We start from the raw sequence: 24,982 nt of genomic DNA, 5'->3' as shown, positions 1-24,982 counted from the left end.
ATTGACAGATCCCCGGTCTTGGGCCACTGGAATTGGGCGCTGCCCGCCTGCGCGCCCGCTGTGTTAGTCCAGCTCGCCCAGCCGCCAGGCGTTGGCGGCGTGCTCGAGGTCTTCGGCGGTTTTCACCAGCTGGTGGGAGTTGCGGGTGAGTTTGCTCGCGTGGGCCTCGTTGCCGTAGTCGGCACCATCGGCAAGCGTCGCCTGGCCGAGCGCCACCACACGGCAGAAGGCGGCGGAACGTTCCAGCGCAACGTCGAACTCGCCGTCGAACGCGCCGGACAGGATGGCGTCCGCCATCGTCTTCATCTCGTCCGCTCCGGGAGGCTCGGCGGCACCTGCCACCACATTGGAAACCTGGGCCGTGTCCTTGCCGGCCCGGAAGTACACGGAAATGCGCTCCGGGTCCTGCACCGTAGCCGCCCGCAAGGCGTAGAGGCGCCAGAGTGCGCCGGGAAGCGACCTGGCCGGGCTCTCCGCCCACATCTCGGCAATGGCGTCCAGTCCCTGCTCGTCGGCAAGCCGGACGAGCCGCTCGGTCACCGCCGGATCATCGCTGTCGCGGCCGTGCCGGACCAGCGCCTGCGCGGCGAGGTGGGCGGCTTCGGACACCCGCGCGGGATCTGCGCCGCCGGCAAAAGGCTCGAAGTCCACGGGGGCGAAAGGCTTCGGCTTATGGTGCCGGTTGGCGCCGCCGTACGGACTGGGACCTGGTTGCTCGCTCATGCCACCCACGCTACTCCTGTGCCCTGCCGGAAATCGAGCATCAGGACCCCTGTCAACGAGCCCGACGACGGGTCCCCCTTGCGTTCAATCGGGCCGGGACCATGGGTTAGAGTATTAAATGTCCAGAAATGGACTGGGCCGGGCAGGCTGGCGCAGCGTGCCGCTACAGCCCGGCAGGGGCCTTTAGCTCAGTTGGTAGAGCATCGGACTTTTAATCCGTGGGTCGTGGGTTCGAGCCCCACAGGGCCCACTCTTTACGAAGAGCGGGAATCCCCCGGCAGCCTCCCAAGGCCGCCGGGGGATTTTTCGTTGGGGCCACGGGCATCAAGCTGGGGTTAGGGGTTGGCGGCCAACAACTGACAGAAACAGGACAGGGACCAGCCAGCCAACGGGTACCGGCAGCAAGCGGGCACAATGGGGACATGACAAAAAGCAGCACCGGGCGGCTGCCGCGGCTCGAGGACGTGGCAGAACTTGCTGGTGTTTCGCACCAGACCGTTTCCCGGGTAGTCAACGGCCACCCCAACGTCAGCAAGGCAACGCGTGAAAAGGTCGAGGCCGCCATCGCGCAGTTGGGCTACCGGCGGAACACCGCGGCACGGAGCCTGGTGACCCGGCGCTCGCAGACCATCGGCGTACTGGGCAGCGAGCTTTCACAGTACGGCCCGGCCAACACGATGCTGGGGGTGGAGCGCGCGGCGCGGGACGCCGGCTACTTCGTCAGCATCGCCGCGCTGCGTTCCGTCGGCAGGGACGCCATCTTCGATGCGCTGCGGCACTTCACTGACCAGTCCGTGGACGGGATCGCGGTCCTGGTGCCGCACACCGAAACCCTGCGGATCCTGGAAGAGTTCAACCCCGGAGTGCCGGTGGTGGCCGTCGGGTCGCCGGGCAATGATGCCGTCAGCGGCGCGATGGTGGACCAGGAACGCGGCGCCCGGATCGCCGTCGGCCATCTCATCGAACTCGGGCACCGCAGGATCGGCCACGTTGCCGGGCCGGCGGACTGGATCGACGGCGCGCTCCGCACCGACGGGTGGCGCGCGGCCCTGAAGCAGGCAGGTCTGGACGATGACCTGCTGCTGGAAGGTGACTGGAGCGCGGAAAGCGGCTACGCGATCGGGCGGCGCCTGGCGGCGGAGCGGACGGCAACCGCCCTGTTTGTCGGCAACGACCAAATGGCCCTCGGCGTGCTGCGGGCGTTCAACGAGGCAGGCGTGCGGGTGCCCGACGACGTCTCCGTAGTGGGATTCGACGATCAGCCCGAATCGGGCTACTTCACCCCGCCCCTCACCACGGTGCGCCAGGACTTCGAAGAGCTGGGCAGGCGCTGCATGGATGCCATGCTGAAGGAAATTGAAGCCGGGGCCCCGGTGACTTCCACAGTAGTCACCCCGGAGCTGGTGCCGCGGGAGAGCACCGCAGCACCGCACCCCTAGCACCGCCTTCGCTGTAGCCTGAGGTGATGCCCCAGCCTGACGTGATGCCCCGCAGCAACGCCCTGTCCCGACTGCTCGACGCCGGAGAGAACCTGGTTCTGGACGGTGCGCTGGCCACGGAGCTTGAAGCGCATGGCTGCGACCTCGAGGACCCGCTGTGGTCCGCTAAAGTCCTGCTGGAGCAGCCGGAACTCGTCAGGCGGGTCCACCTCGACTACTTCAAAGCCGGGGCGCGCGTCGCCATCACCGCCAGCTACCAGGCCACGCCGTTTGGGTTTGCGCGCCGGGGAATTCCTGAAGCCGAAGCCTTGGAACGCGTTGCCATGAGCGTCCGCCTGGCTGACGAAGCCCGCCGTGAGTACCTGGCCGGGAACCCGGAGTCCGGTCCGCTGCTGGTGGCCGGATCTGTTGGACCTTACGGGGCCTACCTTGCCGACGGGTCCGAATACCGCGGCGACTACACGCTCACCAGGAACGAATTTATGGAATTCCACCGGCCGCGGGTCGCGGCGCTCGTGGCAGCGGGAGCCGATGTCCTTGCCTGCGAAACGTTGCCCTCACTGCCTGAAGCTGAGGCGCTGTTGGAACTGATTGCGGAGTTCGACGTCGGATCCTGGCTGACGTTCACGCTGCGGGACGGAGCGCACATCAGTGACGGCACGCCGCTCGAACGGGTAGCGGAACTCTGCGATGCTGAGCCGCTGGTCGCCGCCATTGGTGTGAACTGCGTTCCGCTGGAGTTGGTCACCCCGGCATTGGACGCTTTGGGCCGGGCCAGCCGCAAACCGCTGATCGCCTACCCCAACTCCGGGGAAACCTACGACGCCACCACCAAGACCTGGGGACCGGCCGTGTCCGCCCGCGGAGGGGCAGGAACCGAACGGCCGCCGGCCAGCCTCGTGGAAGGAATCCCGGCGTGGCAGGAACGTGGCGTGCGCATGGTGGGTGGCTGCTGCCGGACCACACCAAACGACATTGCCGCTTTGGCACGGCTCTGGCGGCAGCCCTAATTTCGCCGCGTGACCTGAGATCACATCCGGCGACTCCCTAGGCAGCGGGGGACTTCTGCCGGGCTGCCTGGACGCGACGGGGCCAGCGGGCAAAACTGGGCCAGTAGTTCATGACGGCGTAGGCTGCCAGCGCCGCCGCCATGTGCACGTGGAGCATCAGCTGGAGCGAGTATCCCGCGGGCGAGGCCGCCCCGCCGGCCGGGGGAGGACCTTGGGCGGGGTCAACGTTCAGCACGCTGCCGCCGTGCCCATGGCCGGACAGCCCCTCACCGGAACCGCCGGAAAACGCTGCAAACCCCAGATGGAGCAGTTGCTGGGCGAGTCCGCACGCGAGCAGCACGGTCCAGCCGGGCAAGCTGAACCGGCCCACCATCGCTGCCGCCATGCCCATCAGCGCAGCCAGGGCCGCGAGGATCATCAGTGAGGGCACCGGTCCGCCGGCTGCCACATGCGCCACCAATCCAAGCCCGGTGGAGAGCGGGCCGGCCAACCATACGCGGGATGCAGTGCGCTCTTTGGGTTGCACGGTTTCCACGGAGCCCCTTCTTGTCGCCTGGCGTTTGTTCCGGCGGGTTCATCCTGTCCCTACCCCTTTTGGGCAGCCTCGCACAGTTTTTCCGAGCGTCGGGTGCAGTACGCATGGAGCTGGACGTGCAGCCGCATGCCGGGTTTCGAAACTCCTGGCATTGACTTCATTGTTGTTAGCGCTCACAATTAAGAGCGCCGCGAAGCTGCGGCAGCTACTGGAGGAAAGTTTTATGGACGTCAGAGTGGACACGGACAATTACGTCATCGGCGTGGACTACGGAACGCTGTCAGGACGGGCCGTGGTGGTGCGGGTGCGGGACGGCGAGGAGCTCGGCAGCGGCGTGTACGAGTACCCGCATGCAGTGGTTACGGATGTACTTCCGGAGGACCTGGCGGGCCACGGCGCTGACGGAAAGAGCGTCAGGCTTCCGGGGGAATGGGCACTTCAGGTGCCGAACGACTACCGGGACGTCCTGCGGAACGCTGTTCCCGCCGCCATCGCTGACGCCGGGATTGACCCGGCCGCCGTCGTCGGAATCGCCACGGACTTCACCGCCTGCACCATGGTGCCGGTGAAGGCGGACGGCACCCCGCTGAACGAGCTCCCGGGGTTCGAAAACCGCCCCCACGCCTACGTGAAGCTCTGGCGCCACCACGCCGCCCAGCCGCAGGCGGACAGGATCAACCAGCTCGCCGCCGAACGCGGCGAGGACTGGCTGCCGCGCTACGGCGGCCTGATCTCCTCGGAGTGGGAGTTCGCCAAAGGCCTGCAGCTGCTGGAAGAGGACCCCGACGCCTATTCCGAAATGGACCACTGGGTGGAGGCCGCGGACTGGATCGTCTGGCAGCTGTGCGGCCAGTACGTCCGGAATGCGTGCACCGCCGGCTACAAGGGCATTTACCAGGACGGGCGGTACCCGTCGGAGGACTTCCTGGCGGCACTGAACCCCCAGTTCAAGGATTTCGTCAGCGCCAAGCTGGAACACACCATTGGCCGCCTGGGCGACGCCGCGGGCTACCTCACCGCGGAGGCTGCTGAATGGACCGGCCTTCCCGAGGGCATCGCCGTCGCTGTGGGCAACGTGGACGCCCACGTCACCGCTCCGGCCGCGCGCGCAGTGGATCCGGGCCAGCTGGTGGCCATCATGGGCACCTCCACCTGCCATGTCATGAACGGCACCGAGCTCCGCGAAGTGCCCGGGATGTGCGGCGTGGTTGACGGCGGCATCGTGGACGGACTCTGGGGCTACGAAGCCGGCCAGTCCGGCGTGGGCGACATCTTTGGCTGGTTTACCAAGTACGCGGTGCCGCCGGAATACCATCAGGCCGCCGACGCTGCGGGGCTGGGCATCCACGAATACCTCACCGACCTCGCCTCCCGGCAGGCCATCGGTGAACACGGCCTCATCGCGCTGGACTGGCACTCGGGCAACCGCTCAGTGCTGGTGGACCATGAGCTGTCCGGCATCGTGGTGGGCCAGACCCTCGCCACCCGGCCCGAGGACACCTACCGCGCGCTGCTGGAAGCCACCGCCTTCGGCACCCGGACCATCGTGGACGCCTTCCGTGACTCCGGTGTCCCGGTCAAGGAGTTCATCGTGGCCGGCGGGCTGCTCAAGAATCCGCTCCTGATGCAGATCTATGCGGATGCCACTGGACTGCAGCTATCCACCATCGGTTCAGCCCAGGGCCCGGCCCTGGGCTCGGCCATCCACGCCGCTGTCGCCGCCGGTAAGTATGCCAACATCCGCGAAGCTGCCGCCGCCATGGGTTCGGAACCGGGCGAGGTGTACACCCCGATTCCTGAAAACGTGGCCGCCTACGAGGAACTGTTCCAGGAATACAAGACACTGCACGACTACTTCGGCCGCGGCACCAACAACGCAATGCACCGGCTCAAGGCCATCCAGCGCAGGGCTGCCGGTTCCTTGGGGGGAACTGCGGGTTCCCCGGTGGGGGCTGCCGCTGCTGAGGCTGCCGTGGAGGTGTCCGCATGAGCGCCGGAACGGGAATCCTCGAAACCATCGCCCGGGTCCGGGTTGAAGTCTGCGCCCTGCACGCCGAGCTGACGCGGTATGAACTGGTGGTATGGACGGCGGGCAACGTCTCGGCCCGCGTCCCCGGCCACGAGCTGATGGTCATCAAGCCCTCCGGGGTTTCGTACCAGGACCTGACGCCGGACCAGATGGTGGTCACGGACCTGTATGGCGTGCCTGTTCCGGGAGATGCAACGGGTGAGTGGGGCAACCCGGCGCTGTCGCCGTCGTCGGACACCGCGGCACATGCCTACGTTTACCGGCACATGCCCGAGGTGGGCGGGGTGGTGCACACGCATTCCACGTACGCCACCGCCTGGGCCGCCCGCGGGGAAGCCATCCCGTGCGTGCCCACCATGATGAGCGACGAATTCGGCGGATCCATCCCGGTAGGCCCGTTCGCCCTGATCGGCGATGACTCGATCGGCCACGGCATCGTGGAGACGCTCAAGAACTCCCATTCCCCGGCCGTGCTGATGCAAAACCACGGCCCGTTCACCATCGGCAAGGACGCCAAATCGGCGGTGAAAGCGGCCGTGATGTGTGAGGAAGTGGCCCGGACGGTCCACATCTCCCGGCAGCTCGGTGAACCCGTCCCCATCGACCAGGGTCATATCGACTCCCTCTACGCCCGCTACCAGAACGTCTACGGCCAATAACGGCCCGGACAGCAACAGCCCGGCCAATAACGGCCGCCCGAGTTTTACTCCCAAGGAGAACCCATGAGCACCGCAGCAAACACTTCCCTTGACGGTTACGAGGTCTGGTTCCTCACCGGCAGCCAGCACCTTTACGGCGAGGACGTCCTCAAACAGGTGGCCGCCCAGTCCCAGGAGATCGCCAACCGGCTCAACGCCTCCTCGTCGGTGCCGGTCCGAATCGTGTGGAAGCCGGTCCTGACCGATTCCGATGCGATCCGCCGCACCGCCCTTGAGGCCAACTCGGACGATTCCGTCATCGGCGTCACCGCCTGGATGCACACGTTCAGCCCGGCCAAGATGTGGATCCAAGGCCTTGACCTGCTCCGCAAGCCGCTGCTGCACCTGCACACCCAGGTCAACCGGGACCTGCCCTGGGCGGACATCGACTTCGACTTCATGAACCTGAACCAGGCCGCCCACGGCGACCGGGAATTCGGCTACATCCAGTCCCGCCTGGGCATCGCCCGCAAAACCGTCGTGGGGCACGTCTCCAACCCGGAGGTGGCGCGCCAGGTGGGTTCCTGGCAGCGCGCGGCCGCCGGCTGGGCCGCCGTCCGCACCCTGAAGCTGACCCGCTTCGGCGACAACATGCGCAACGTGGCCGTCACCGAAGGCGACAAGACGGAGGCCGAGCTGCGCTTCGGCGTCGCGGTTAACACGTGGTCCGTCAACGAGCTCGCCGATGCCGTGCACGGGGCCGCAGAGGCCGACGTCGACTCAATCGTTGCCGAGTACGAGGACCTTTACGACGTGGTGCCGGAGCTCCGCGCAGGCGCCGCCCGGCATGAATCGCTGCGCTACGGCGCCCGGATCGAACTGGGCCTGCGCAGCTTCCTGGAAGCCAACGGATCGGCCGCGTTCACCACGTCATTCGAGGACCTGGGTGCGCTCCGTCAGCTTCCGGGCCTGGCCGTGCAGCGGCTCATGGCGGCCGGGTACGGCTTCGGCGCCGAGGGCGACTGGAAGACCGCCATCCTGGTCCGCGCCGCGAAGGTGATGGGCGCCGGGCTGCCCGGCGGCGCGTCCCTGATGGAGGACTACACCTACCACCTGGAACCAGGCTCCGAGAAGATCCTCGGTGCGCACATGCTGGAGGTCTGCCCGTCGCTGACTGCCGGTAAGCCGCGCCTGGAGATCCACCCGCTGGGCATCGGCGGCAAGGAAGACCCTGTCCGGCTGGTGTTCGACGCCGATGCCTCACCGGGCGTGGTGGTGGCTCTGTCCGACATGCGGGACAGGTTCCGCCTGGTGGCCAACGCCGTCGACGTCGTTCCCCTGGACCAGCCGCTGCCCAACCTGCCGGTGGCCCGCGCCCTCTGGCAGCCTCAGCCGGACTTCGCCACCTCCGCCGCCGCCTGGCTCACCGCCGGCGCCGCACACCACACCGTGCTCTCCACCCAGGTGGGCATGGACGTGTTCGAGGACTTCGCCGAGATCGCCAAAACGGAGCTGCTGACCATCGACGAGGGAACCACCATCCGGCAGTTCAAGAAGGACCTCAACTGGAACGCCGCCTACTACAAGCTGGCCGGCGGAATCTAGGGCTAGTGGCCGAAGTGCGCCCGCGGAGGGCCCTCGGGCAGCCGCTCGAGGATGTCCTCCGCGACCAGGCGTACCTTGATATTCCGGTGGCTGGAGGCCCGGGCGAGGATTGAAAACGCCTCATGGTAGGAACACCTGTTTTGGGCCATGATCACGCCGCAGGCAACGTTGATGGACGTACGGCTGTCCAGGGCGAGCCGCAGATCCGATGCAGTGGACCTGGCGTTATGGAGGTCCAAAGCCATCTGAAGGCTTTTCGCGGCGAGGCCGGCGAAGGAGCGTGCCTCCGAGATCACCTGCAGTGGAAACGCCTTGGCGTCCTGGGCAAAGAACGCCAGGGCGGCCGTGGTCTCGCGGACGGGGACGGCACCGTCAGCAGGTTCCTCGTTGTCCGGCTCCAGGCGGAGCCGTGTGCCCAGGACGCTGCCAAGGTTCGCCTTCTGTAGCTCCTGGCAATACCGGGGCCAGCGGAAATCGCCGCTCCTCTGCAGCACGGCTACGGGATGTCCGCCGGCCAGGACGTCATTGACGGGACCTTCGCCCTTTTCCTGTTCCCATTCCAGCAAGCGGATGACTTCTCCGGAAGTACCGGTAATGACCGGGCTCCTCTTCGGCTGCCGCACCACCACGCCGCACTCGATTACGGGGCCGGCCGTGCCCACAACAGCCCGCGCTGATGCGGCTGCCAGCAGTTCAAGGGAGTGGCGCAGCGTTTCGGCGCCGGTTACGAGGTCCAGCAGGATTGCGCTCGGCGTCCCGTTGGGGGAGCCGGATGCCGCGGGCGGCCTTGCCTTCCCGGATCCGGCCATTCGCGGTGCGCCGTTTCCAGGTGCAGTGCTGCCAGGTGCGCCCTTTCCAGGTGCAGTGCTTCCAGGTCCAGTGCTGGCAGGTGCGGTGCTGCCGTGGGGAACGCGCGCGACTGCCGGGCTTCCGTGTGTGGCAGGTCCGCGAGGATGGTGAACGGGGCCTTGCTGGGAAACCAGAGGGCCGGCGACGGCTGGGGGAGAGGCCTTGGTCTCAAAGGCCTCCTCGTCGCCGGCCCCGCTCAATACCCGGGTGCGCCGGCCCGGGAAATCGGAGTTTGCGTGTTGTTGGTGCATTGCCAGTCTCACTTCCCCCTCGTGAGCCAAGTACTGCGGGCCGGAACCCGTCTTGTCTCTGAGGAAAAACCTAGTGGCGCGGCCGTTCGCGGTGAATGCGTAACCGGTACTTGTTTTTGAGATTAGGTACTACTTGGGTTTGCCTCCCACTGGCTTCTTTTTGGTGTTGCCGCAGGTGGGCGGCGTGTGCCCGGCGGAGACCGCATGCCGCCTTGCCCGGAACGATCAATGGCAGGGCGCTTGACTCAATCCGCGGAACCCCCAACAATATTTCTATAACGTTGTAAAAGAACGAGGAACGAGGACGTTTTCGTGGCATCAACAGAATCCACCGCCCCTGGCCGGTCCACCGGACCCGCCGGATCCGATTCGCCGGCAGCAGGACCTGCAGCACCTGGCCCAGCAGCGGCAAAAATCACCATGGACCCTGCCTTCATGGTGGGGCCGGTCCGCCGCCGCACCTTCGGTGCCTTCGTGGAGCACCTCGGCCGCTGTGTTTACACCGGCATCTTCGAGCCGGAACACCCCACGGCGGACGGGGACGGCTTCCGCGGCGACGTACTGGAGCTGACGCGCGAACTCGGCGTCTCAACGGTGCGTTATCCGGGCGGCAACTTCGTGTCCGGCTACCGCTGGGAGGACGGCGTGGGCCCCGCGGACAAGCGCCCCGTCCGGCTCGACCTCGCCTGGCACTCCACAGACCCCAACCTCGTGGGTGTGGACGAGTTCGCCAAGTGGTCAGCCAAGGCCGGTGTGGAAACCATGATGGCAGTGAACCTCGGAACCCGCGGCACGCAGGAAGCGCTGGACCTCCTGGAGTACTGCAATATCGACGGCGGCACGGCCTTTTCGGACCAGCGCAGGGCCAACGGGGCGGAAAACGGCTACGGCATCAAGATGTGGTGCCTGGGCAACGAGATGGACGGGCCATGGCAGATCGGCCACAAGAACGCCCTTGAGTACGGACGGCTCGCTGCGGACACCGCCCGCGGCATGCGCATGATCGACCCCGACCTCGAGCTTGTGGCATGCGGCAGCTCCGGGCCCACGTTGAGCACCTTCGGCGAATGGGAGCGGGTGGTTCTCTCCGAGACCTACGAGCTGGTGGACCTGATTTCGGCGCACCAGTACTTCGAGGACTTCGGCGACCTGCAGGAACACCTCTCCGCCGGCCACCGGATGGAAACTTTCATCCACCACATCGTGAGCCACATCGACCACGTGAAGTCGGTGAAGAAATCCACCAGGCAGGTCAATATCTCCTTTGACGAATGGAACGTCTGGCACATGAGCCGGGACGAATCGCGTGCGCCAACCGGCAAGGACTGGCCCGTTGCCCCAGTCCTGCTCGAGGATACTTACACCGTTGCGGACGCCGTCGTCGTCGGGGACCTCCTGGTGACCCTGCTCAAGAACACTGACCGCGTCCACTCAGCCAGCCTGGCGCAGCTGGTTAACGTGATCGCCCCCATCATGACCGAGCCCGGCGGCCGCGCCTGGAAGCAAACCACATTCCACCCGTTCGCGCTCACCTCCCGCCACGCCTCCGGAACCGTGCTGCAGCTCGCCGTGGAATCCCCGCTCGTCAGCGGCGGCAAGACCGCCGGCTTTGCCGCCGTGTCCGCCGTCGCTACGTATGACGCAGACAAAGGCGAGGCCGTAGTGTTCGCCGTCAACCGCTCAGCCACTGACTCGCTCGGCCTGGACGCCATGGTGTCCGGCCTGGGCAACGTGCGGGTGCTGGAAGCTCTCACCTACGCGAACAAGGACCCCTACTGGCAAGCGACGGCGGATGATTCGACCTCGGTCCTGCCGGCCGAGAACGTCTCGGCCAAGGCCGACGGCGGCCGCCTCACCGCCGAGCTGCCGGCAGTATCCTGGTCCATGATCCGGCTCGCCGTCGGCCAGTAGCCTGCCCGCCGCCGGCGAGTAACCGGAGCGGGAACACAGCCTCAGCGGGGCGCCGGAAGTGAATTCCGGTGTCCCGCTGACGCACCTGCCAACCTCTGGGAGGATGGACGGCATGGAACTGCACATCACGGGGGATCCCGCCGCGGACAAGTTGTTGAGTGAAGACGCCTTTGCGCTGCTGACGGGCATGCTGCTGGACCAGCAGGTGACCATGGAATCAGCCTTCGCGGGCCCGGAGAAAATCCGGACCAGGATCGGGTCCATCGCCCCGGAAGCAATCGCATCCCAGGAGCCGCAGGCCTTCGTGGAGATGTTTAAGGAACGCCCTGCTGTCCACCGCTTCCCGGGCTCAATGGCGGCCAGGGTCCAGGCGCTCGCGGAAGCAGTCCAGAACGAATGGGACGGTGACGCGGCCGCGATCTGGACCAAGGGCAACCCGGACGGCGCCGAAGTCCTGCGCCGGCTCAAAGCCCTTCCCGGCTTCGGGGAGCAGAAGGCCAAAATCTTCCTCGCCCTGCTGGGCAAGCAGCGCGGCCTCCAGGCGCCGGGCTGGCGGGAGGCCGCCGGGCACTACGGCGAGGAAGGTTCGTACCTCTCGGTCGCGGACATCGTTGATCCCGGGTCCCTGGTGAAAGTCCGCGCCAGCAAGCAGGCGGCCAAAGCCGCAGCGAAGGCGGCGAAGGCAAAGGACTGACCAGCTGCTTCTGCCCCGTTCCGACGGCGGGTTCCCGCCACAGCCGCATCTTCTGCAACGATGTATGGCAGGAACAGGCGGAACCACAAGAAGGAGCCATCATGGCGGTCACCATGAACGACGTTGCACGGGCAGCGGGGGTGTCGCTGAAAACGGTCTCCAACGTCCTCAACGACTACGAGTTCATCCGTCCTGCCACCAAGCAGCGGGTCCAGGATGCCATCGCCGAGCTGGGCTACGAGGCCAACCTGACAGCACGTAGCCTCCGCTCCGGCAAGACCCGCATGCTGGGCCTGGTCCTGTCCGACCTCTCTGCCCCTTATTACGCCGAGCTGGCTTCGAGGCTGATGAAGGCCGCATCGCAGCGCGGTTACCGGGTCCTGGTGGAGCAGTCCGATGCCGTGGCGGATGCGGAACTGAACGCCCTGCAGGGGCCGTTCCGCCAGCACACCGACGGCCTGTTGTTCACCCCGTTGGCCATGGACGCCGACGCGATTGCCGGCCGCCTGGGCAACAAACCGCTGGTGATGCTGGGCGAACATATCCTTGATCCACGGTTCGATCTGGTCACCATGAAAAACGAGGAAGCCGCGGCAGCATTGACAGCGCACCTGGTGGCGGGTGGCCGCCGTCGGATCGCAGTCCTTGGCGCCCACGCGGACGAGTCCGGCGGAAGCGCCGGGCTCCGGCTCAACGGCTACCGGCGCGTACTGGACAAGGCAGGGTTCCCCTTCGACCCCGCCCTGATCGCGCCCTGTGAATGGCGCCGCGACGGGGGTGCAGCGGCCGTGGCCGGGCTCCTGGACAGGGGTGTCGAATTCGACGCGGTGTTCGGGCTGAACGATGCCATGGCCCTCGGAGCCCTGCACGAGCTGCAGATCCGCGGCGTCAAGGTGCCGGAGCAGGTGGCTGTGGCCGGTTTTGATGACATCGACGAGGCCCGGTTCGCCTCGCCCTCCCTGACCACGGTTTCACCCGGCATGGCCGAAATCGCCGAGCGTTCCATCGCCCTGCTCATCGACAGGATCGAAGCGCATGAGATGGCGGAGCAGGGCGTGCACGTGGAAGCCGGGTTCCAGCTGCAGATCCGCGAATCCGCACCCTAGGTTTCGGCCGGCCGGCCGCAGGGTACGTTTCCGGCACGAGCAAACCGTGGAAAGGTTCTTGGATGATTGCCCTTCTTGTCATCGACATGCAGAACGCGTACTTCGAGGCGCCGGAACTGGCAGCCCGGCAGGAGGACCTGGTGGCGTCCTGCAACAGGTTGCTCGAGGCTTTCAAGGCCAGCGGGCACAAGGCTTTGCTGGTGGGCACCGAGCACGAACGCGACAAATCCACATGGACGCTGAACATGCTCGACGACGACCAGGGCTTTATCTTCCGCGGCAGCAGGCAGGCCGAAGCTGTGCCCGGGCTGGCCATCGACGGCCTGCCCCAGCTGAACAAAACGAGGGACAGCGCCTTTGTGGGCACGAACCTGCTGTCCCGCCTCCGCAACTGGGGTGCGGAGGAGGTGGTGCTCGCCGGCGTCTCCACCCACAACTGCATCGCCCAGACCGGCGCCGACGCCTTCGCCCACAACCTCCGGGTCACCTACGCGGAGGAAGCCATGGCCTCCGAGGACAGCCAGGACGCGGCGGACATGCTGCGCATCCTGTCCAGCACCTACCGCCAGCCCGTCCAGTCCACTGAGGAGATCCTCGCGCGGCTGGCACCCTAGGGTTCCCTCTGGCGGGGAGCCTTCCCACTGAGTGCACCCCCCTTAATCTCCCCACCTTTAAGGACGGACGACGGCGTGTCCCGGCGAAACGCCGTCGTCCTCCCTGTGGGCGGAATGAAACCTGGGGAAACCCCGCGCTGCGCGTTGCACGCTCCGGAAGTGGAGAGCCCCGCATAATGAGCCTGAAACGTGGCTGAAACGTCCGCAACCTATTGTGGGCAGCAGCCGTCCGCTGGCCGTTGAAGGGACCTTTATGCATCTCATGCCCCGTGAGCAGGAAAAGCTTCTGATCGTGGTGGCCGCCGATCTGGCCCGTCGCCGCCAGGCCCGCGGACTCAAGCTCAACTATCCCGAGGCCGTTGCCGTCATCAGTTACGAATTGATCGAGGGGGCCCGGGACGGCCGCACCGTCGCCGAGTTGATGAGCTACGGCACCACCTTGCTGGGCCGGGATGACGTGATGGAAGGCGTGCCGGAAATGATCCACGACGTGCAGATCGAGGCAACTTTCCCGGACGGCACCAAGCTCGTCACCGTCCACGACCCCATCCGCTGAAGGGCAGGTCATGATTCCAGGAGAGTACATCCTTCGCCCCGAACCGGTGACGGCGAACGCCGGGCGGGAGGCGATCGACGTCGTCGTCACCAACACCGGCGACAGGCCTGTCCAGGTGGGCTCGCACTTCCACTTTGCCGAAGCCAACGCCGCTCTGGCCTTTGACCGCGAAGCAGCCTATGGCCGCCGGCTGGACATACCGGCAGGGACCGCCGCCAGGTTCGAACCGGGGGACTCCCGGAACGTCCGGCTGATCGAACTCGCCGGCAGCCGCGAGGTGTACGGGCTCAGCAATGCGGTCAACGGCAAACTGGCTCAGCCCGGCCATGAAGAGAAGGACGCCCAGTGAGCTTTGAAATTCCCCGCCGGCAATACGCCGATCTTTACGGCCCCACCACGGGCGACGCCATCCGCCTGGCAGACACGGACCTGTTCCTCGAGATTGAGAAGGACCTCACGGTCTACGGCGAGGAGGTGGTGTTCGGCGGCGGCAAGGTTATCCGGGACGGGATGGGCCAGAACGGCCAGGCCACCCGGGACGAGGACATCCCCGACACCGTCATCACCAATGCGGTGATCCTGGACTACACCGGCATTTACAAGGCGGACGTCGCCCTCAAAGACGGGCACATCTTCCGGATCGGCAAGGCCGGCAACCCGCAGATCACTGATGGCGTGGACATCGTGATCGGCGCCAGCACCGAGATCATCGCGGGGGAACGCAAGATCCTTACCGCCGGGGGCGTGGACACGCACATCCACTTCATCTCCCCGGACCAGATCCCCACGGCACTGACCAGCGGCGTGACGACGATGATCGGCGGCGGCACCGGCCCCGCCGAAGGCACCAAGGCCACCACCGTGACCCCCGGAAAGTGGCACATCCAGCGGATGCTGCAGGCGGCTGAGGGATTCCCCGTGAACATCGGCCTGTTCGGCAAGGGCCACGCATCCGCCGTCGAACCCCTGGCCGAGCAGATCCGCGCCGGGGCCATCGGCTTGAAAGTCCACGAGGACTGGGGGTCCACTACCTCCTCGATCGACATGTCCCTGACTGTGGCCGACGAATACGACGTCCAGGTGGCCATCCACACCGACACGTTGAACGAGTGCGGGTTCGTGGAGGACACCATCCGTGCCATCAACGGCCGCGTCATCCACACTTTCCACACCGAAGGCGCCGGCGGCGGGCACGCCCCGGACATCATCAAGATCGCCGGGATGCCCAACGTCCTGCCGGCATCCACCAACCCCACGCTGCCGTATACGCGCAATACCATCGAAGAGCACCTGGACATGCTGATGGTCTGCCACCACCTCAACCCGGATATCCCTGAGGACGTCGCCTTCGCCGATTCCCGGATCCGGGCCGAGACCATCGCCGCCGAGGACGTGCTGCAGGACCTCGGCATCTTCTCCATCACCTCCTCGGACTCGCAGGCCATGGGCCGTGTGGGTGAAGTCATCACCCGCACGTGGCAGGTGGCGGACAAGATGAAGAAGCAGCGCGGCGTCCTGGAAGACCCCCGCGGGGACAAAGCAGCCGGCGCTCACGGCAGTGCGGGCAGCGACAACTTCCGGCTCAAGCGCTACGTGGCCAAGTACACCATCAACCCGGCCATAGCCCAGGGCATCGCGGACTCGGTGGGCTCCGTGGAAGTGGGTAAGTTTGCGGACCTGGTGCTGTGGGATCCGGCCTTCTTCGGCGTGAAACCGGAGCTGGTGCTCAAAGGCGGCCAGATTGCCTACGCACTCATGGGCGACGCCAATGCCTCCATTCCCACCCCGCAGCCCCGCACCATGCGTCCGATGTTCGGCTCGTTCGGCAAGGCAGTCCAGCAGTGCTCCATCACGTTCCTTTCGCAGGCTGCCATCGACGCCGGCGTGCCCCACGAGCTGGGGCTGGAGAAGGTCATCCGGCCCGTCTCGGGAATCCGCACCCTCACCAAGGCCGACCTCAAGTACAACGACGCGACCCCGGATATCCAGGTGGACCCGGAAACCTACCAGGTGACGGTGGACGGCGAGGACGTCACCTGCGAGCCCGCCGACGTCCTGCCCATGGCCCAGCGCTACTTCCTGTTCTAGAACTCATCCAACGTCGGAGAACCACGTGATCATCGAAAAAGTCCTCGGCAACCTGCACGAACTGCCGGACCCGCACGCTTATGCCAACCTGCACCAGGAAAAAGTGGTCCTGCCCAGCGCCCAGCTGGTCAAACGCATCCAGCGCGCCACTACCGACCACGGCAAGGAGATCGGCATCCGGCTGCCCTCCGGCTCCGGCGACCTGCGCGACGGCGACATCCTGCACGTGGAAAAATCCAACATGATCGTGGTGTCAGTGCTGCCCACCGACGTGCTGGTGATCGCGCCCCGTTCGATACACGAGATGGGCGTCGTGGCCCACTCCCTCGGCAACCGGCACCTCCAGGCCCAGTTCTTCGACTCGGCGTCCGAGTACGGGGCCGACGTCATGGTGTGCGCCTACGACCACACCGTCGAGGACTACCTTCGCCACGTCGGAGTGCCCTACACCCGCCAGGAACGCGTCATGCCTGTGCCTTTCCGCCATGCTGAGCATTCGCATTAACTCGGCTCCTTCGACCGGGTGCGCCTTGGGGGCTTTGACGGGAGATAGGGGCCGTGCCCGTCCCCTGGCGCTCCCAACCCTCGCAAGCTCGGGTCGGGGCCCTCGCGCCAGTGGGCCCCCCACGAGGCCCACCACGCCGCGGCCCCTATCTCCCGTCTCCGCCGATCCAAAAGCCCACCTTTTGTCGAGGTGCTTGTCATGAATTACCAGCTTGCCTTGCAGCAATTGGTTGATTCCGCTTTGCCTACTGGGGCCTTTGCGCACTCCTTCGGTTTTGAGAGCTATGTCGACGCCGGGGTGGTCGCTGATGAGGCTTCTTTTGGTGGGTGGTTGGCCGCTTTTATTGGGCAGCAGTTGACCTATTCCGATGGCCTTGCCGTTCGGTTTTTTTATGAGGGCTGGGATGTTGGGGAGCTGGATTCTTTGCTCTCTGCTTCGCTTTTGCCTCGGCAGGTTCGGGAGGCCTCTGTCAAGATGGGCTTGCGGCTGCTGGAGATTGGCAGTGAGGTGTTTCCGTCGACTGAGCTGGGGGTGTATCGGGACTTGGTGACCAACGGCTGCGCCGCGGGGCATCAGCCGCTGGCGTTCGCCGTCGTCGCCCGTTCGCTCGGTGTGCCGCTGCGGGAAGCGCTCGCCGCCTACCTTTTCGCCACCGTCACGTCCCTGACCCAGAACGCCGTCCGCGCCATCCCGCTGGGGCAGAACGCCGGCCAGCGGCTGCTGCGGCAAGCGGCCGACGACGTCGCTGCCGCCGTCGAACGGATCCCACACCTGACGCCGGACGACTTCGGTGCCGTCAGCCCCGGACTCGAAATTTCACAAATGCGGCACGAACGGCAACGTGCCCGGATGTTCATGAGCTAACTGTGCTTTTGAATTCAAGGAGGAAACAATGAGCGAACCCATCAAAATCGGCATTGGCGGACCCGTCGGAGCAGGCAAAACCCAGCTCGTGGAGCGCCTCACCCGGCACATGAGCGGCGAAATCTCCATGGCCGCCATCACCAACGACATCTACACCATCGAGGACGCCAAAATCCTCGCCGCCAACGGCATCCTCCCCGTAGACCGGATCATCGGCGTCGAAACCGGCGGCTGCCCGCACACCGCCATCCGCGAAGACACCTCCATGAACACCGCCGCCATCGAGGAACTCAAAGCCCGGCACCCCGACCTGCAGGTCATCTTCGTCGAATCCGGCGGCGACAACCTCTCCGCCACCTTCAGCCCCGAACTCGTCGATTTCTCCATCTACATCATCGACGTGGCCCAAGGCGAGAAAATTCCGCGCAAAGCCGGCCAGGGCATGATCAAATCCGACCTCTTCATCATCAACAAAACCGACCTCGCCCCGCACGTCGGGGCGGATTTGAATCTAATGGAGAAAGATTCGAAGGACTTTAGAGGGGATAGGCCTTTTTGTTTCACTAACCTGAAAACTGACGAGGGCCTGGACAAGGTCATTGACTGGATTCGGCGCGACGTCCTGATGCTCGACCTGGCGCAATAGACATGGCTGTGGACCTGCGCAAAGGTGACGTACTCGCTGAGGCGGCGAGGCCGGATTTGGGGGCCGCGGCGTGGTGGGCACCGCGAAGCGGGCACGGCCCCAAATCCGGCGAAGCCGGCGGACCCAACCACGGACGAGCACTCATGGGGGAGCTTGAGCTTCGGGTCGCCTTGCGCGGTCAGCGTTCAGTTGCGGCGCATCAGTACCATCGGGGTGCTTTGAGGGTACTTCGCCCGCACTATCTGGATGACTCCGGGCAGGTTTGTTATGTCGTGGTGAATCCTGGTGGCGCTTACCTGGGGGCGGATCTCTTTGTCCTCGATGTTGAAGTCGGGGACGGTGCTGACCTTTTGCTCACCACCCAGTCCGCCACGAAGGTTTATCGGACTCCTGGTTCGTTTGCTGAGCAGCGGATGAGCCTGCGGCTGGGGGAGGGGGCCCGGCTGGAGCTGGTGCCCGACCAGCTCATTGCCTACCGGGAGGCCAGCTACCGGCAACGGACCTCCGTGACGGTCCGGCCGTCGTCGAGCCTGGTGATGGCTGAAGTGGTGACTCCGGGGTGGTCTCCGGACGGAGCCGCTTTCCGGTACGAGGAAGTGCGGCTGCGGAACGCGATCCACGTTGAAACGGACGAAGGCAGCCTGCTCCTGGCGCTCGACAACCTGCTGATCCGGCCACCGATGGGGGATGTCACCGGGCTGGGGTTCATGGAGGGGTTCAGCCACCTGGGATCGCTGATTGTTGTCGACGCCCGCGTAGGCCAGGCGCTCGCGGATGAGCTTCACCACCTGACGTCGGGACGCGATGCCTTGACCGGTATTTCACTGACCCGCACCGTCGAGGGAACCACCGGCCTGGTCCTTCGCTCTCTCTCCAACAGCACCGGAGAACTGAACCTCCTTCTCGGCGCCTGCACGGCCCTCCTCCGCAAGCAGTGGTACGGGCAGGAACCACTGGACCTGAGGAAGCACTGATGACAGCCATCGCGAACATGGCCGCCCGGTACCGGGAGCGGGAAGCGCTGCCGCTGCGGACGCGCCTGCTGTGCATGTTCGGTGCGGTAGCCGCCTTGCACGCAGCCGCCGTCGTACTTTTGCTCGCCGGCAGCACAGGCGGCACGGGCAGCGCTGGCGGGAGCGGAGCGCAGGCGCTCACCTGGGGCCTGGTCCTGACCGCCTATCTCGCCGGCGTGAAGCACAGCTACGACTGGGACCACCTCGCGGCCATCGACAACTCCACCCGCAAGTTTGCGGCAGACCGGCAGGACCCGGTGAGTGTCGGGTTCGCCTTTAGCCTGGGCCACAGCTCCGTGGTGACGCTCGCCGGTGTCCTGGTGATCGCAGGCGCCGCGGTGGTGGGGGAGGTGATGCAGGACGGCTCCGCCGGCAACCTGGTGCTCGGCCTGATCGGCAGCGGCGTTTCCGGGCTGTTCCTGCTGGCGATGGGCTTGTTCAATGGCTCGGCGTTCGCCCGCTCGGCCCGCGCCTACCGCCGGGCACGGGCCGGAGCTGCCGTCGATCCGCTGGACCTCCAGCCGCAGGGACTGGTGGCCCGGCTTCTCGCCCGGCCGCTGTCCCGGGTGCGGCGGCCGCGCAACATCTACGTGATCGGCTTCCTGTTCGGTCTGGGCTTTGACACCGCCACCACCATCGGTTTGCTGATGATGACGACGGCGGCGTCCCTGGCCGGGGTGCCGCCCTTCGCCTTGCTGGCACTGCCGCTCGCGTTCACCGCCGCCATGACCCTCTGCGATTCCCTGAACGGCATGGCCATGATGCGGATGTATCGGTCAGCCATCGCTGACCCGCTAAGGAAACTGGGCTTCAACGCCCTGGTGACAGGCATCTCCGCTGTGTCCGCCTTGTTCATCGCCGTGATCACGCTGGGCGGCTTCACCAACGCGGCATTCGCCCTGGAGGACCCGGTCACCGGATGGCTCGGGTCCATCGACCTGGGCGATGCAGGCCTGTTGCTCGTGGCGCTGCTGCTGGCGGTGTGGGCCGCTGCGGCATTGAAGGTGCGGCTGACGGGCAGCTCGAGGCCGTAGGAAACGGGCGAAACAGGGGAAGCGGGCGGCCCTCAGGCTGGCCGGTCAGGAGCCGCCTGCCCTGCCGGCAGGATCAGGCCGCCATCCGGCCTTTGCTCTTCCGGTGCGGCCGGTTCTTCGCCTGGTCACCGACGCGTACGTGCGGACCCATGGGGACGTGCCCGCCGTCAGGAACTGTGGTGTCGGTGTGCAGGTGCGCCCCGTGCTCAATCAGGACGCCGGAGCCAATCCGCGAATGGCTTCCGATATGCACCCGGCTGCCCACCACTGTGCCGCGGCCGATCCGCACGCCGTCACCGATCACCGCGCGGTCGCCAATGGTCGCATCGCGGTCAATCCAGCTGCCATGGCCAATCCGGCAGCCCGAGCCGATCCGCGCGCCGTGCTCCACATACGTCATCGGCCCGATGCGTGCGGTGTCGGCGACGATGGCACCGGGACCGATAAGCCCGCCGCCGTTGGCATGGCGGACATAGCGGGTGACCTTCCCGGCGTCGTCTTCAACTGATACAAACTTCGCGTTCATTCAATCCCTCGCTAAAACGCGCGGCGTCTTCTGTACATTCAGTTAACGGCCCGCAACTCAAAGGGATTCCCGCGTAGTGCGAAGGGCGGTAGCTCAGGCCACCAGGTTGGCCGCGGCAGTGTCCATGTGCTCCCGGATGGTCTTGCGGGCCAGGGACGCGTCACCGGTTTCGATCGCCGCCACAATATCGTGGTGGCGGTCCACGCTCATGTTTTTGACGCCCTTCTCCAGCCCCGCAAACATGATGGACATGCGGATGGAGCCTTCCAGCGATTCCCACGTGTGCAGCAGGGTCTCGTTCTCCGTGAGCCGGCACAGGGTGCGGTGAAATTCCAGGTCCGATTCAACGCGCTCCTGCAGGCCTGCCTTCTCCGCCGCCTTCATCGCATCGATGGCTGAGCGCAGTGAGCCAATGACGTGCTGCCGGTCCGGCAGTTCGCACAAGGTCCGCGCGGCCAGGGACTCCAAGGCGGCGCGGACGGAGTAGATGTCGCGGATTTCCTTTTCATCCAAGTGGCGGACCGAAAGCCGGCCGCGGGGCCCGGCGGACAACAGGCCTTCCTGCTCCAGTTGCCGGAGTGCCTCACGCAACGTGCCGCGGCTGATCTGGAGCATGTCCGAGAGTTCGGTTTCCACCAGGTGGCGGCCGGGTTCCAGCTCACCGCTGGTGATGGCGGTCCTCAGCGCCGAAAGCGCCTGCTCGCGCAGGCTTTTCTTCTGCAGCCCGAGCAGTGGTGCTGTCATTCCGGCCATGTCGTCTGTCCTCAATGTCATAAGTCAAGTGTTTACAGTCGTTGTTTCGATAGTACGGCAGAAAGCACGGCACCGAACGGGACTGGTGCCGTGCTTTCTGCTCCTGAGGATCGCTCCTCCTGAACCCCGTCCAGCGCGGGCCGGCTAGCCGAGTTCGGCGAGCACCTTTGCCACGATGCGGTCTACCGCGAGGCCGTAGCGGTCGTGGAGGGTGGGAAGGGCGCCGGCGTCGAGGAACTGGTCCGGCAGTGCCACGGGAACCACGCGCTTGCCAATCCCTGCGGTGACCACGGCGGAGGCTACTGTCTCGAAGAGACCGCCCACCACGGAGTGGTTTTCCAGCGTCACAGCGAGACGGTCGGTGTTGATTTCGGCGAGGACCGTTTCGGCGTCGAAGGGTTTGATGGTGGGGGTGTGGACGACGGCGACGTCCACGTTGTGTGCCGCCAGGGCCTTGGCCGCCTGCAGGGCGCGCATGGTCATCAGGCCGCTCGATATAAAGACAACGTCGTTGCCTCCGCGCAGGACCTTGGCCTTGCCGAGCTCGAACGTGTAGCCGTACTCGTCCAGCACGGTGGGCACGTTGCCGCGCAGCAGGCGCAGGTAGGTGGGACCTTCGCTGGCTGCCAGCTGCGGGACTGCCTGCTCGATGTCGATCGAGTCGCAGGGGTCCACGATGGTCAGGTTGGGCATGCCGCGGAAGATCGCCATGTCCTCCGTGGCCTGGTGGCTGGGGCCGTACCCGGTGGTCAGGCCGGGAAGGCCGCCCACGATGTTCACGTTCAGGTTCGGTTCGGCCGCGTCGAGGCACAGGAAGTCGTAGGCGCGGCGGGCGGCGAACACCGAGTACGTCGACGCGAACGGCACCAGCCCGGTTTCGGCCAGGCCGGCCGCGGCGCCGAAGAGCAGCTGCTCGGCCATGCCCATCTGGAAGAACCGCTCGGGGAAGGCCTTGGCGAAGATGTGCATGTCGGTGTACTTGCCGAGGTCCGCGGTGAGGCCCACGATCTTGTCGTTCTCCTGCGCGGCCTTGACCAGTGCGTGCCCGAACGGTGCGGAGCTGGTTTTCTGGCCGGGGTCGGCAAAGGAGGCGATCATGGCCGAGGTCTTGAGCTTCGGCTTCGCGGCTGTTGTCGTGGCTGCAGGTGCCGAAACGGCCGTGGTGGTGGTGCTCATGCTGAAGCCTTTCCTTCGTATCCGGCGGTGAGCTGCTCGCGGCAGGTCTGCCATTCGTGTTCTTCGATGCGCATGAAGTGCGCCTTTTCGCGGTCCTCGAGCAGGGGTACGCCGCGGCCCACCTTGGTGTCGCACAGGATCACTGAAGGGCGTCCGACGGCGGCGGCCTGGGCGGCTGCGTTGTCGAACGCTGCGAGCAGCGCGCCGACGTCGTTTCCGTCCACGCGCTGGGTGTACCAGCCGAATGATTCCCACTTCTCGGTCACCGGCTCGGTGCGCAGCACCGTGTCTGTCTTGCCGTCGGCCTGCAGGGCATTGATGTCCACCATGGCGGTGAGGTTGCCCAGCTGGTGGTGATGGGCGCCCATGGCGGCCTCCCAGGTGGAGCCTTCGTCCAGTTCGCCGTCGGAGAGGAAGTTGAACACCCTTGCGCTCGAGCCCTGGTACCGCAGGCCCAGGGCCATACCCACAGCGATGGTCAGGCCGTGCCCCAGGGAACCGCCGGAGATTTCCATGCCGGGCGTGTAAGTGGACATCCCGGACATCGGCAGCCGGGAATCGTCCGAGCCATACGTTTCCAGCTCCTCGACCGGGACGATCCCGGCTTCGGCCAGCGCTGCGTAGTGGCCGATCGCGTAGTGGCCGGTGGAGAGCAGGAACCTGTCCCGTGCTTCCCAGTGCGGATCCTCGGCGCGGAAGTTCAGCTGGTCGCCGTAGACGGTGGCGAGCATGTCCGCGGCGCCCAGGGCCTGGCCCACATAGCCCTGGCCCTGCACCTCACCCATGTTCAGGGCGTGGTGCCTGATCCGGTACGCCGCGGCGCTGATCTTTGCGAGGCGGTCCTGCCCTGTCCCGGCGCCGGCCAGGAGGCCCTGCACAGCGCCGTCGTCGTTCACCCTGGCCTGTGCTGCCAGGTCCTGGACGGTATTGGTTGGCATTGCTTGCTCCGTGTTCGTTTCGTGCGTGAGGCTCATTAGACGCTTACCGTGTTGGGGGTGCTTTTGGTGGCTTCGTCAGCCAGCTCGCGTTCGCGCTTGCCCCAGGTTTCCCGGGTGGCGACGGCGGCCCAGAGTCCTATCAGGGCGTACGTGCCGAAGAGGAGTGCCGGGCCCATCCAGCCGAAGCTGACGAACAGCAGGGTGGTGATGAACGGGGTGAAACCGGAGACCATGGCGGAGATCTGGTAGGCCAGGCTGGCGCCGGAAGCGCGGGTCTTGGCCTGGAAAAGCTCCGGGAACCAGGACCCCTGGGCACCTGCCAGCGAGTTCTGGCAGACCGCATACGAGATCACCAGGGTGGCGATGACGAAGAAGAACATCCCGGTGTTGACGAGCAGGAACATCGGTACTGCGAACAGGACGGCGAAGGCGCATGACCAGATGTAGAGCGGACGGCGGCCGATCCGGTCCGTCAGCCGTGCCCAGGCCTGGGTGGCGAAGATGCCGATGGCGGACGCAATGCAGAGGGCCACGAGGGTCTGGGTCTTGTCGGCCAGGTGCTGGCTGTTGAGGTAGGAAATCATGTAGGTGATGGATACGGCGTAGCCGGCGGTCTCGGCAACGCGGAGGCCGATGCCCTTGACGATGTTGCGCCAGTCCGTCTTGATGACCTCAACGATGGGGGACTTGACGATGTCGCCGCTGTCTTTGACCTCATCAAAGACCGGGGACTCGGGGACCTTGGAACGAATGATCAGGCCGACCACCACCAGCACGATGCTGGCCAGGAAAGGAATGCGCCAGGCGAGTTCTCCGCCCAGGTTCACGCTGACCAGGAAGGTCAGGTTGGCGAGCAGCAGGCCAACGGGGAAACCGGCCTGAACGATGCCGGTGTACTTGCCCTTGGACTTCCACGGCGCGTGCTCGTAGCTCATCAGGATCGCCCCGCCCCATTCAGCGCCGAAAGCAAGGCCTTGGACGATGCGGACGAACACCAGCAATGCGGGGGCCAGCAGGCCCACTTGGCTGTACGTGGGGAGCAGGCCGATGAGGAACGTGGCCACGCCCATGAGAATCAGCGAGGCGACCAGCACCGGCTTGCGGCCCAGCTTGTCACCGAGGTGGCCGCCGATGATGCCGCCAAGGGGACGGGCAGCGAAACCGACCCCCAGGGTGGCGAAGGCCGCCAAGGTACCGGTGACGGGGTCACCGGTGGGGAAGAAGGCAGTTCCGAAGTACAGCGCAGCAGCGGTGCCGAAGCCAATGAAGTCATAGGTCTCAATGACGGCCCCCACGCCGGAGCCAACGGCAACGCGCCTGGCGTCCTTGGTTCCGTGGACCGGACCGCGCATGGTCAGAGCATCTTTGCTCATGGTGGTTCCCTTTCGAAAAGCGGCTGAAGGAGTCCGCCGCTGTCGACTGTTAACAAATGATATCCCCAGTGTGACTTCCATCATGCTCACTGTCAACAGTCGATGT

At 65.8% G+C, this 24,982-nt stretch carries 25 protein-coding genes and 1 tRNA gene; 18 read left to right on the top strand and 8 right to left on the bottom strand.

What is annotated here, in order from left to right; genetic code table 11:
• Positions 1 to 63: 63 nt before the first annotated feature.
• A complete protein-coding gene (locus QF047_RS18820) occupies positions 64 to 723 on the bottom strand; it encodes a hypothetical protein (protein ID WP_306637687.1) in 660 nt (219 codons plus the stop codon).
• 177 nt (positions 724 to 900) lie between these two features.
• On the opposite strand from QF047_RS18820, the gene QF047_RS18815 reads away from it, so the two are divergent.
• From QF047_RS18815 to mmuM, 3 genes are all read left to right on the top strand, one after another.
• Positions 901 to 973 (top strand) — tRNA-Lys (locus QF047_RS18815).
• A 172-nt stretch (positions 974 to 1,145) separates the two neighbouring features.
• On the top strand, positions 1,146 to 2,162 hold the full coding sequence (locus QF047_RS18810) for a LacI family DNA-binding transcriptional regulator (RefSeq protein WP_306637688.1): 1,017 nt from the start codon (positions 1,146 to 1,148) through the stop codon (positions 2,160 to 2,162).
• Positions 2,163 to 2,206: 44 nt separating this feature from the next.
• Positions 2,207 to 3,172, top strand: coding sequence for a homocysteine S-methyltransferase (gene mmuM, locus QF047_RS18805; RefSeq protein ID WP_307282071.1), 966 nt, complete (start codon positions 2,207 to 2,209; stop codon positions 3,170 to 3,172).
• Positions 3,173 to 3,209: 37 nt separating this feature from the next.
• Here mmuM and QF047_RS18800 read toward each other — a convergent pair whose 3' ends face one another.
• Entirely contained in the window at positions 3,210 to 3,707 is a 498-nt protein-coding gene (locus QF047_RS18800) for a hypothetical protein (RefSeq protein ID WP_307280179.1), read from the bottom strand.
• A gap of 223 nt (positions 3,708 to 3,930) precedes the next feature.
• Between QF047_RS18800 and araB the strand changes: the two genes are divergently transcribed.
• The 3 genes from araB (at position 3,931) to araA (ending at position 7,979) form a co-directional block, all read left to right on the top strand.
• Positions 3,931 to 5,697 (top strand): ribulokinase, encoded by a 1,767-nt coding sequence (araB, locus tag QF047_RS18795; RefSeq protein ID WP_307280176.1) that lies wholly within the window; start codon positions 3,931 to 3,933, stop codon positions 5,695 to 5,697.
• Positions 5,694 to 6,395: an L-ribulose-5-phosphate 4-epimerase gene (locus QF047_RS18790; protein WP_307280173.1), complete on the top strand. Its 702-nt coding sequence runs from the start codon at positions 5,694 to 5,696 to the stop codon at positions 6,393 to 6,395. The genes araB and QF047_RS18790 overlap by 4 nt, the downstream gene beginning before the upstream one ends.
• 63 nt (positions 6,396 to 6,458) lie before the next feature.
• A complete protein-coding gene (gene araA, locus QF047_RS18785; RefSeq protein WP_307280172.1) occupies positions 6,459 to 7,979 on the top strand; it encodes an L-arabinose isomerase in 1,521 nt (506 codons plus the stop codon).
• 2 nt (positions 7,980 to 7,981) lie between these two features.
• On the opposite strand, the gene QF047_RS18780 is transcribed toward araA, so the two are convergent.
• A complete protein-coding gene (locus QF047_RS18780; protein WP_307280169.1) occupies positions 7,982 to 8,788 on the bottom strand; it encodes an ANTAR domain-containing protein in 807 nt (268 codons plus the stop codon).
• Positions 8,789 to 9,499: 711 nt separating this feature from the next.
• On the opposite strand from QF047_RS18780, the gene QF047_RS18775 reads away from it, so the two are divergent.
• From QF047_RS18775 to QF047_RS18720, 12 genes are all read left to right on the top strand, one after another.
• The gene (locus QF047_RS18775; RefSeq protein WP_307282068.1) at positions 9,500 to 10,990 is read left to right on the top strand and encodes an alpha-N-arabinofuranosidase; all 1,491 of its coding nucleotides are present in this window, start codon (positions 9,500 to 9,502) and stop codon (positions 10,988 to 10,990) included.
• 103 nt (positions 10,991 to 11,093) lie between these two features.
• Positions 11,094 to 11,684 carry an HhH-GPD-type base excision DNA repair protein gene (locus QF047_RS18770; protein WP_306637695.1) on the top strand — a complete coding sequence of 197 codons (591 nt, stop codon included), beginning with the start codon at positions 11,094 to 11,096 and terminating at the stop codon, positions 11,682 to 11,684.
• 101 nt (positions 11,685 to 11,785) lie between these two features.
• Positions 11,786 to 12,790, top strand: coding sequence for a LacI family DNA-binding transcriptional regulator (locus tag QF047_RS18765; protein ID WP_307280164.1), 1,005 nt, complete (start codon positions 11,786 to 11,788; stop codon positions 12,788 to 12,790).
• Positions 12,791 to 12,852: 62 nt separating this feature from the next.
• Positions 12,853 to 13,404 carry a cysteine hydrolase family protein gene (locus tag QF047_RS18760; protein WP_307280162.1) on the top strand — a complete coding sequence of 184 codons (552 nt, stop codon included), beginning with the start codon at positions 12,853 to 12,855 and terminating at the stop codon, positions 13,402 to 13,404.
• Positions 13,405 to 13,657: 253 nt separating this feature from the next.
• Entirely contained in the window at positions 13,658 to 13,960 is a 303-nt protein-coding gene (locus QF047_RS18755) for an urease subunit gamma (RefSeq protein ID WP_307280159.1), read from the top strand.
• A 10-nt stretch (positions 13,961 to 13,970) separates the two neighbouring features.
• A complete protein-coding gene (locus tag QF047_RS18750; RefSeq protein WP_306637699.1) occupies positions 13,971 to 14,309 on the top strand; it encodes an urease subunit beta in 339 nt (112 codons plus the stop codon).
• Positions 14,306 to 16,048 (top strand): urease subunit alpha, encoded by a 1,743-nt coding sequence (gene ureC, locus QF047_RS18745; RefSeq protein WP_307280156.1) that lies wholly within the window; start codon positions 14,306 to 14,308, stop codon positions 16,046 to 16,048. Before QF047_RS18750 ends, ureC begins: the two co-directional genes overlap by 4 nt.
• A gap of 25 nt (positions 16,049 to 16,073) precedes the next feature.
• On the top strand, positions 16,074 to 16,553 hold the full coding sequence (gene ureE / locus QF047_RS18740; RefSeq protein WP_307280153.1) for an urease accessory protein UreE: 480 nt from the start codon (positions 16,074 to 16,076) through the stop codon (positions 16,551 to 16,553).
• A 198-nt stretch (positions 16,554 to 16,751) separates the two neighbouring features.
• On the top strand, positions 16,752 to 17,417 hold the full coding sequence (locus QF047_RS18735) for an urease accessory protein UreF (protein WP_307280150.1): 666 nt from the start codon (positions 16,752 to 16,754) through the stop codon (positions 17,415 to 17,417).
• A 28-nt stretch (positions 17,418 to 17,445) separates the two neighbouring features.
• On the top strand, positions 17,446 to 18,063 hold the full coding sequence (gene ureG, locus QF047_RS18730) for an urease accessory protein UreG (protein WP_307280148.1): 618 nt from the start codon (positions 17,446 to 17,448) through the stop codon (positions 18,061 to 18,063).
• Between the two features lie 143 nt (positions 18,064 to 18,206).
• Complete coding sequence (locus QF047_RS18725; protein ID WP_307282065.1) at positions 18,207 to 19,037, top strand: urease accessory protein UreD; 831 nt, start codon at positions 18,207 to 18,209, stop codon at positions 19,035 to 19,037.
• Positions 19,037 to 20,110 carry a HoxN/HupN/NixA family nickel/cobalt transporter gene (locus QF047_RS18720; protein ID WP_307280145.1) on the top strand — a complete coding sequence of 358 codons (1,074 nt, stop codon included), beginning with the start codon at positions 19,037 to 19,039 and terminating at the stop codon, positions 20,108 to 20,110. The genes QF047_RS18725 and QF047_RS18720 overlap by 1 nt, the downstream gene beginning before the upstream one ends.
• 73 nt (positions 20,111 to 20,183) lie before the next feature.
• Here the strand turns inward: QF047_RS18720 and QF047_RS18715 are convergent, their stop codons facing one another.
• From QF047_RS18715 to QF047_RS18695, 5 genes are all read right to left on the bottom strand, one after another.
• Positions 20,184 to 20,636, bottom strand: a complete 453-nt coding sequence (locus QF047_RS18715; RefSeq protein WP_307280143.1) for a transferase — start codon at positions 20,634 to 20,636, stop codon at positions 20,184 to 20,186.
• Between the two features lie 93 nt (positions 20,637 to 20,729).
• Entirely contained in the window at positions 20,730 to 21,389 is a 660-nt protein-coding gene (locus QF047_RS18710; protein ID WP_306639234.1) for a GntR family transcriptional regulator, read from the bottom strand.
• Positions 21,390 to 21,533: 144 nt separating this feature from the next.
• A complete protein-coding gene (locus QF047_RS18705; protein ID WP_307280140.1) occupies positions 21,534 to 22,565 on the bottom strand; it encodes a transketolase family protein in 1,032 nt (343 codons plus the stop codon).
• On the bottom strand, positions 22,562 to 23,503 hold the full coding sequence (locus QF047_RS18700) for a transketolase (protein ID WP_306637707.1): 942 nt from the start codon (positions 23,501 to 23,503) through the stop codon (positions 22,562 to 22,564). Before QF047_RS18700 ends, QF047_RS18705 begins: the two co-directional genes overlap by 4 nt.
• Positions 23,504 to 23,538: 35 nt before the next feature.
• Positions 23,539 to 24,876, bottom strand: coding sequence for an MFS transporter (locus QF047_RS18695; protein ID WP_306637708.1), 1,338 nt, complete (start codon positions 24,874 to 24,876; stop codon positions 23,539 to 23,541).
• Between the last annotated feature and the right edge of the window lie 106 nt (positions 24,877 to 24,982).

This window comes from Arthrobacter sp. W4I7 (assembly GCF_030816215.1).
In the GTDB taxonomy this organism is placed as follows: Bacteria; Actinomycetota; Actinomycetes; order Actinomycetales; family Micrococcaceae; genus Arthrobacter; species Arthrobacter siccitolerans_A.
Note: the sequence above shows the minus strand (reverse complement) of the source record. Positions and strands in the feature narration are given on the sequence as shown.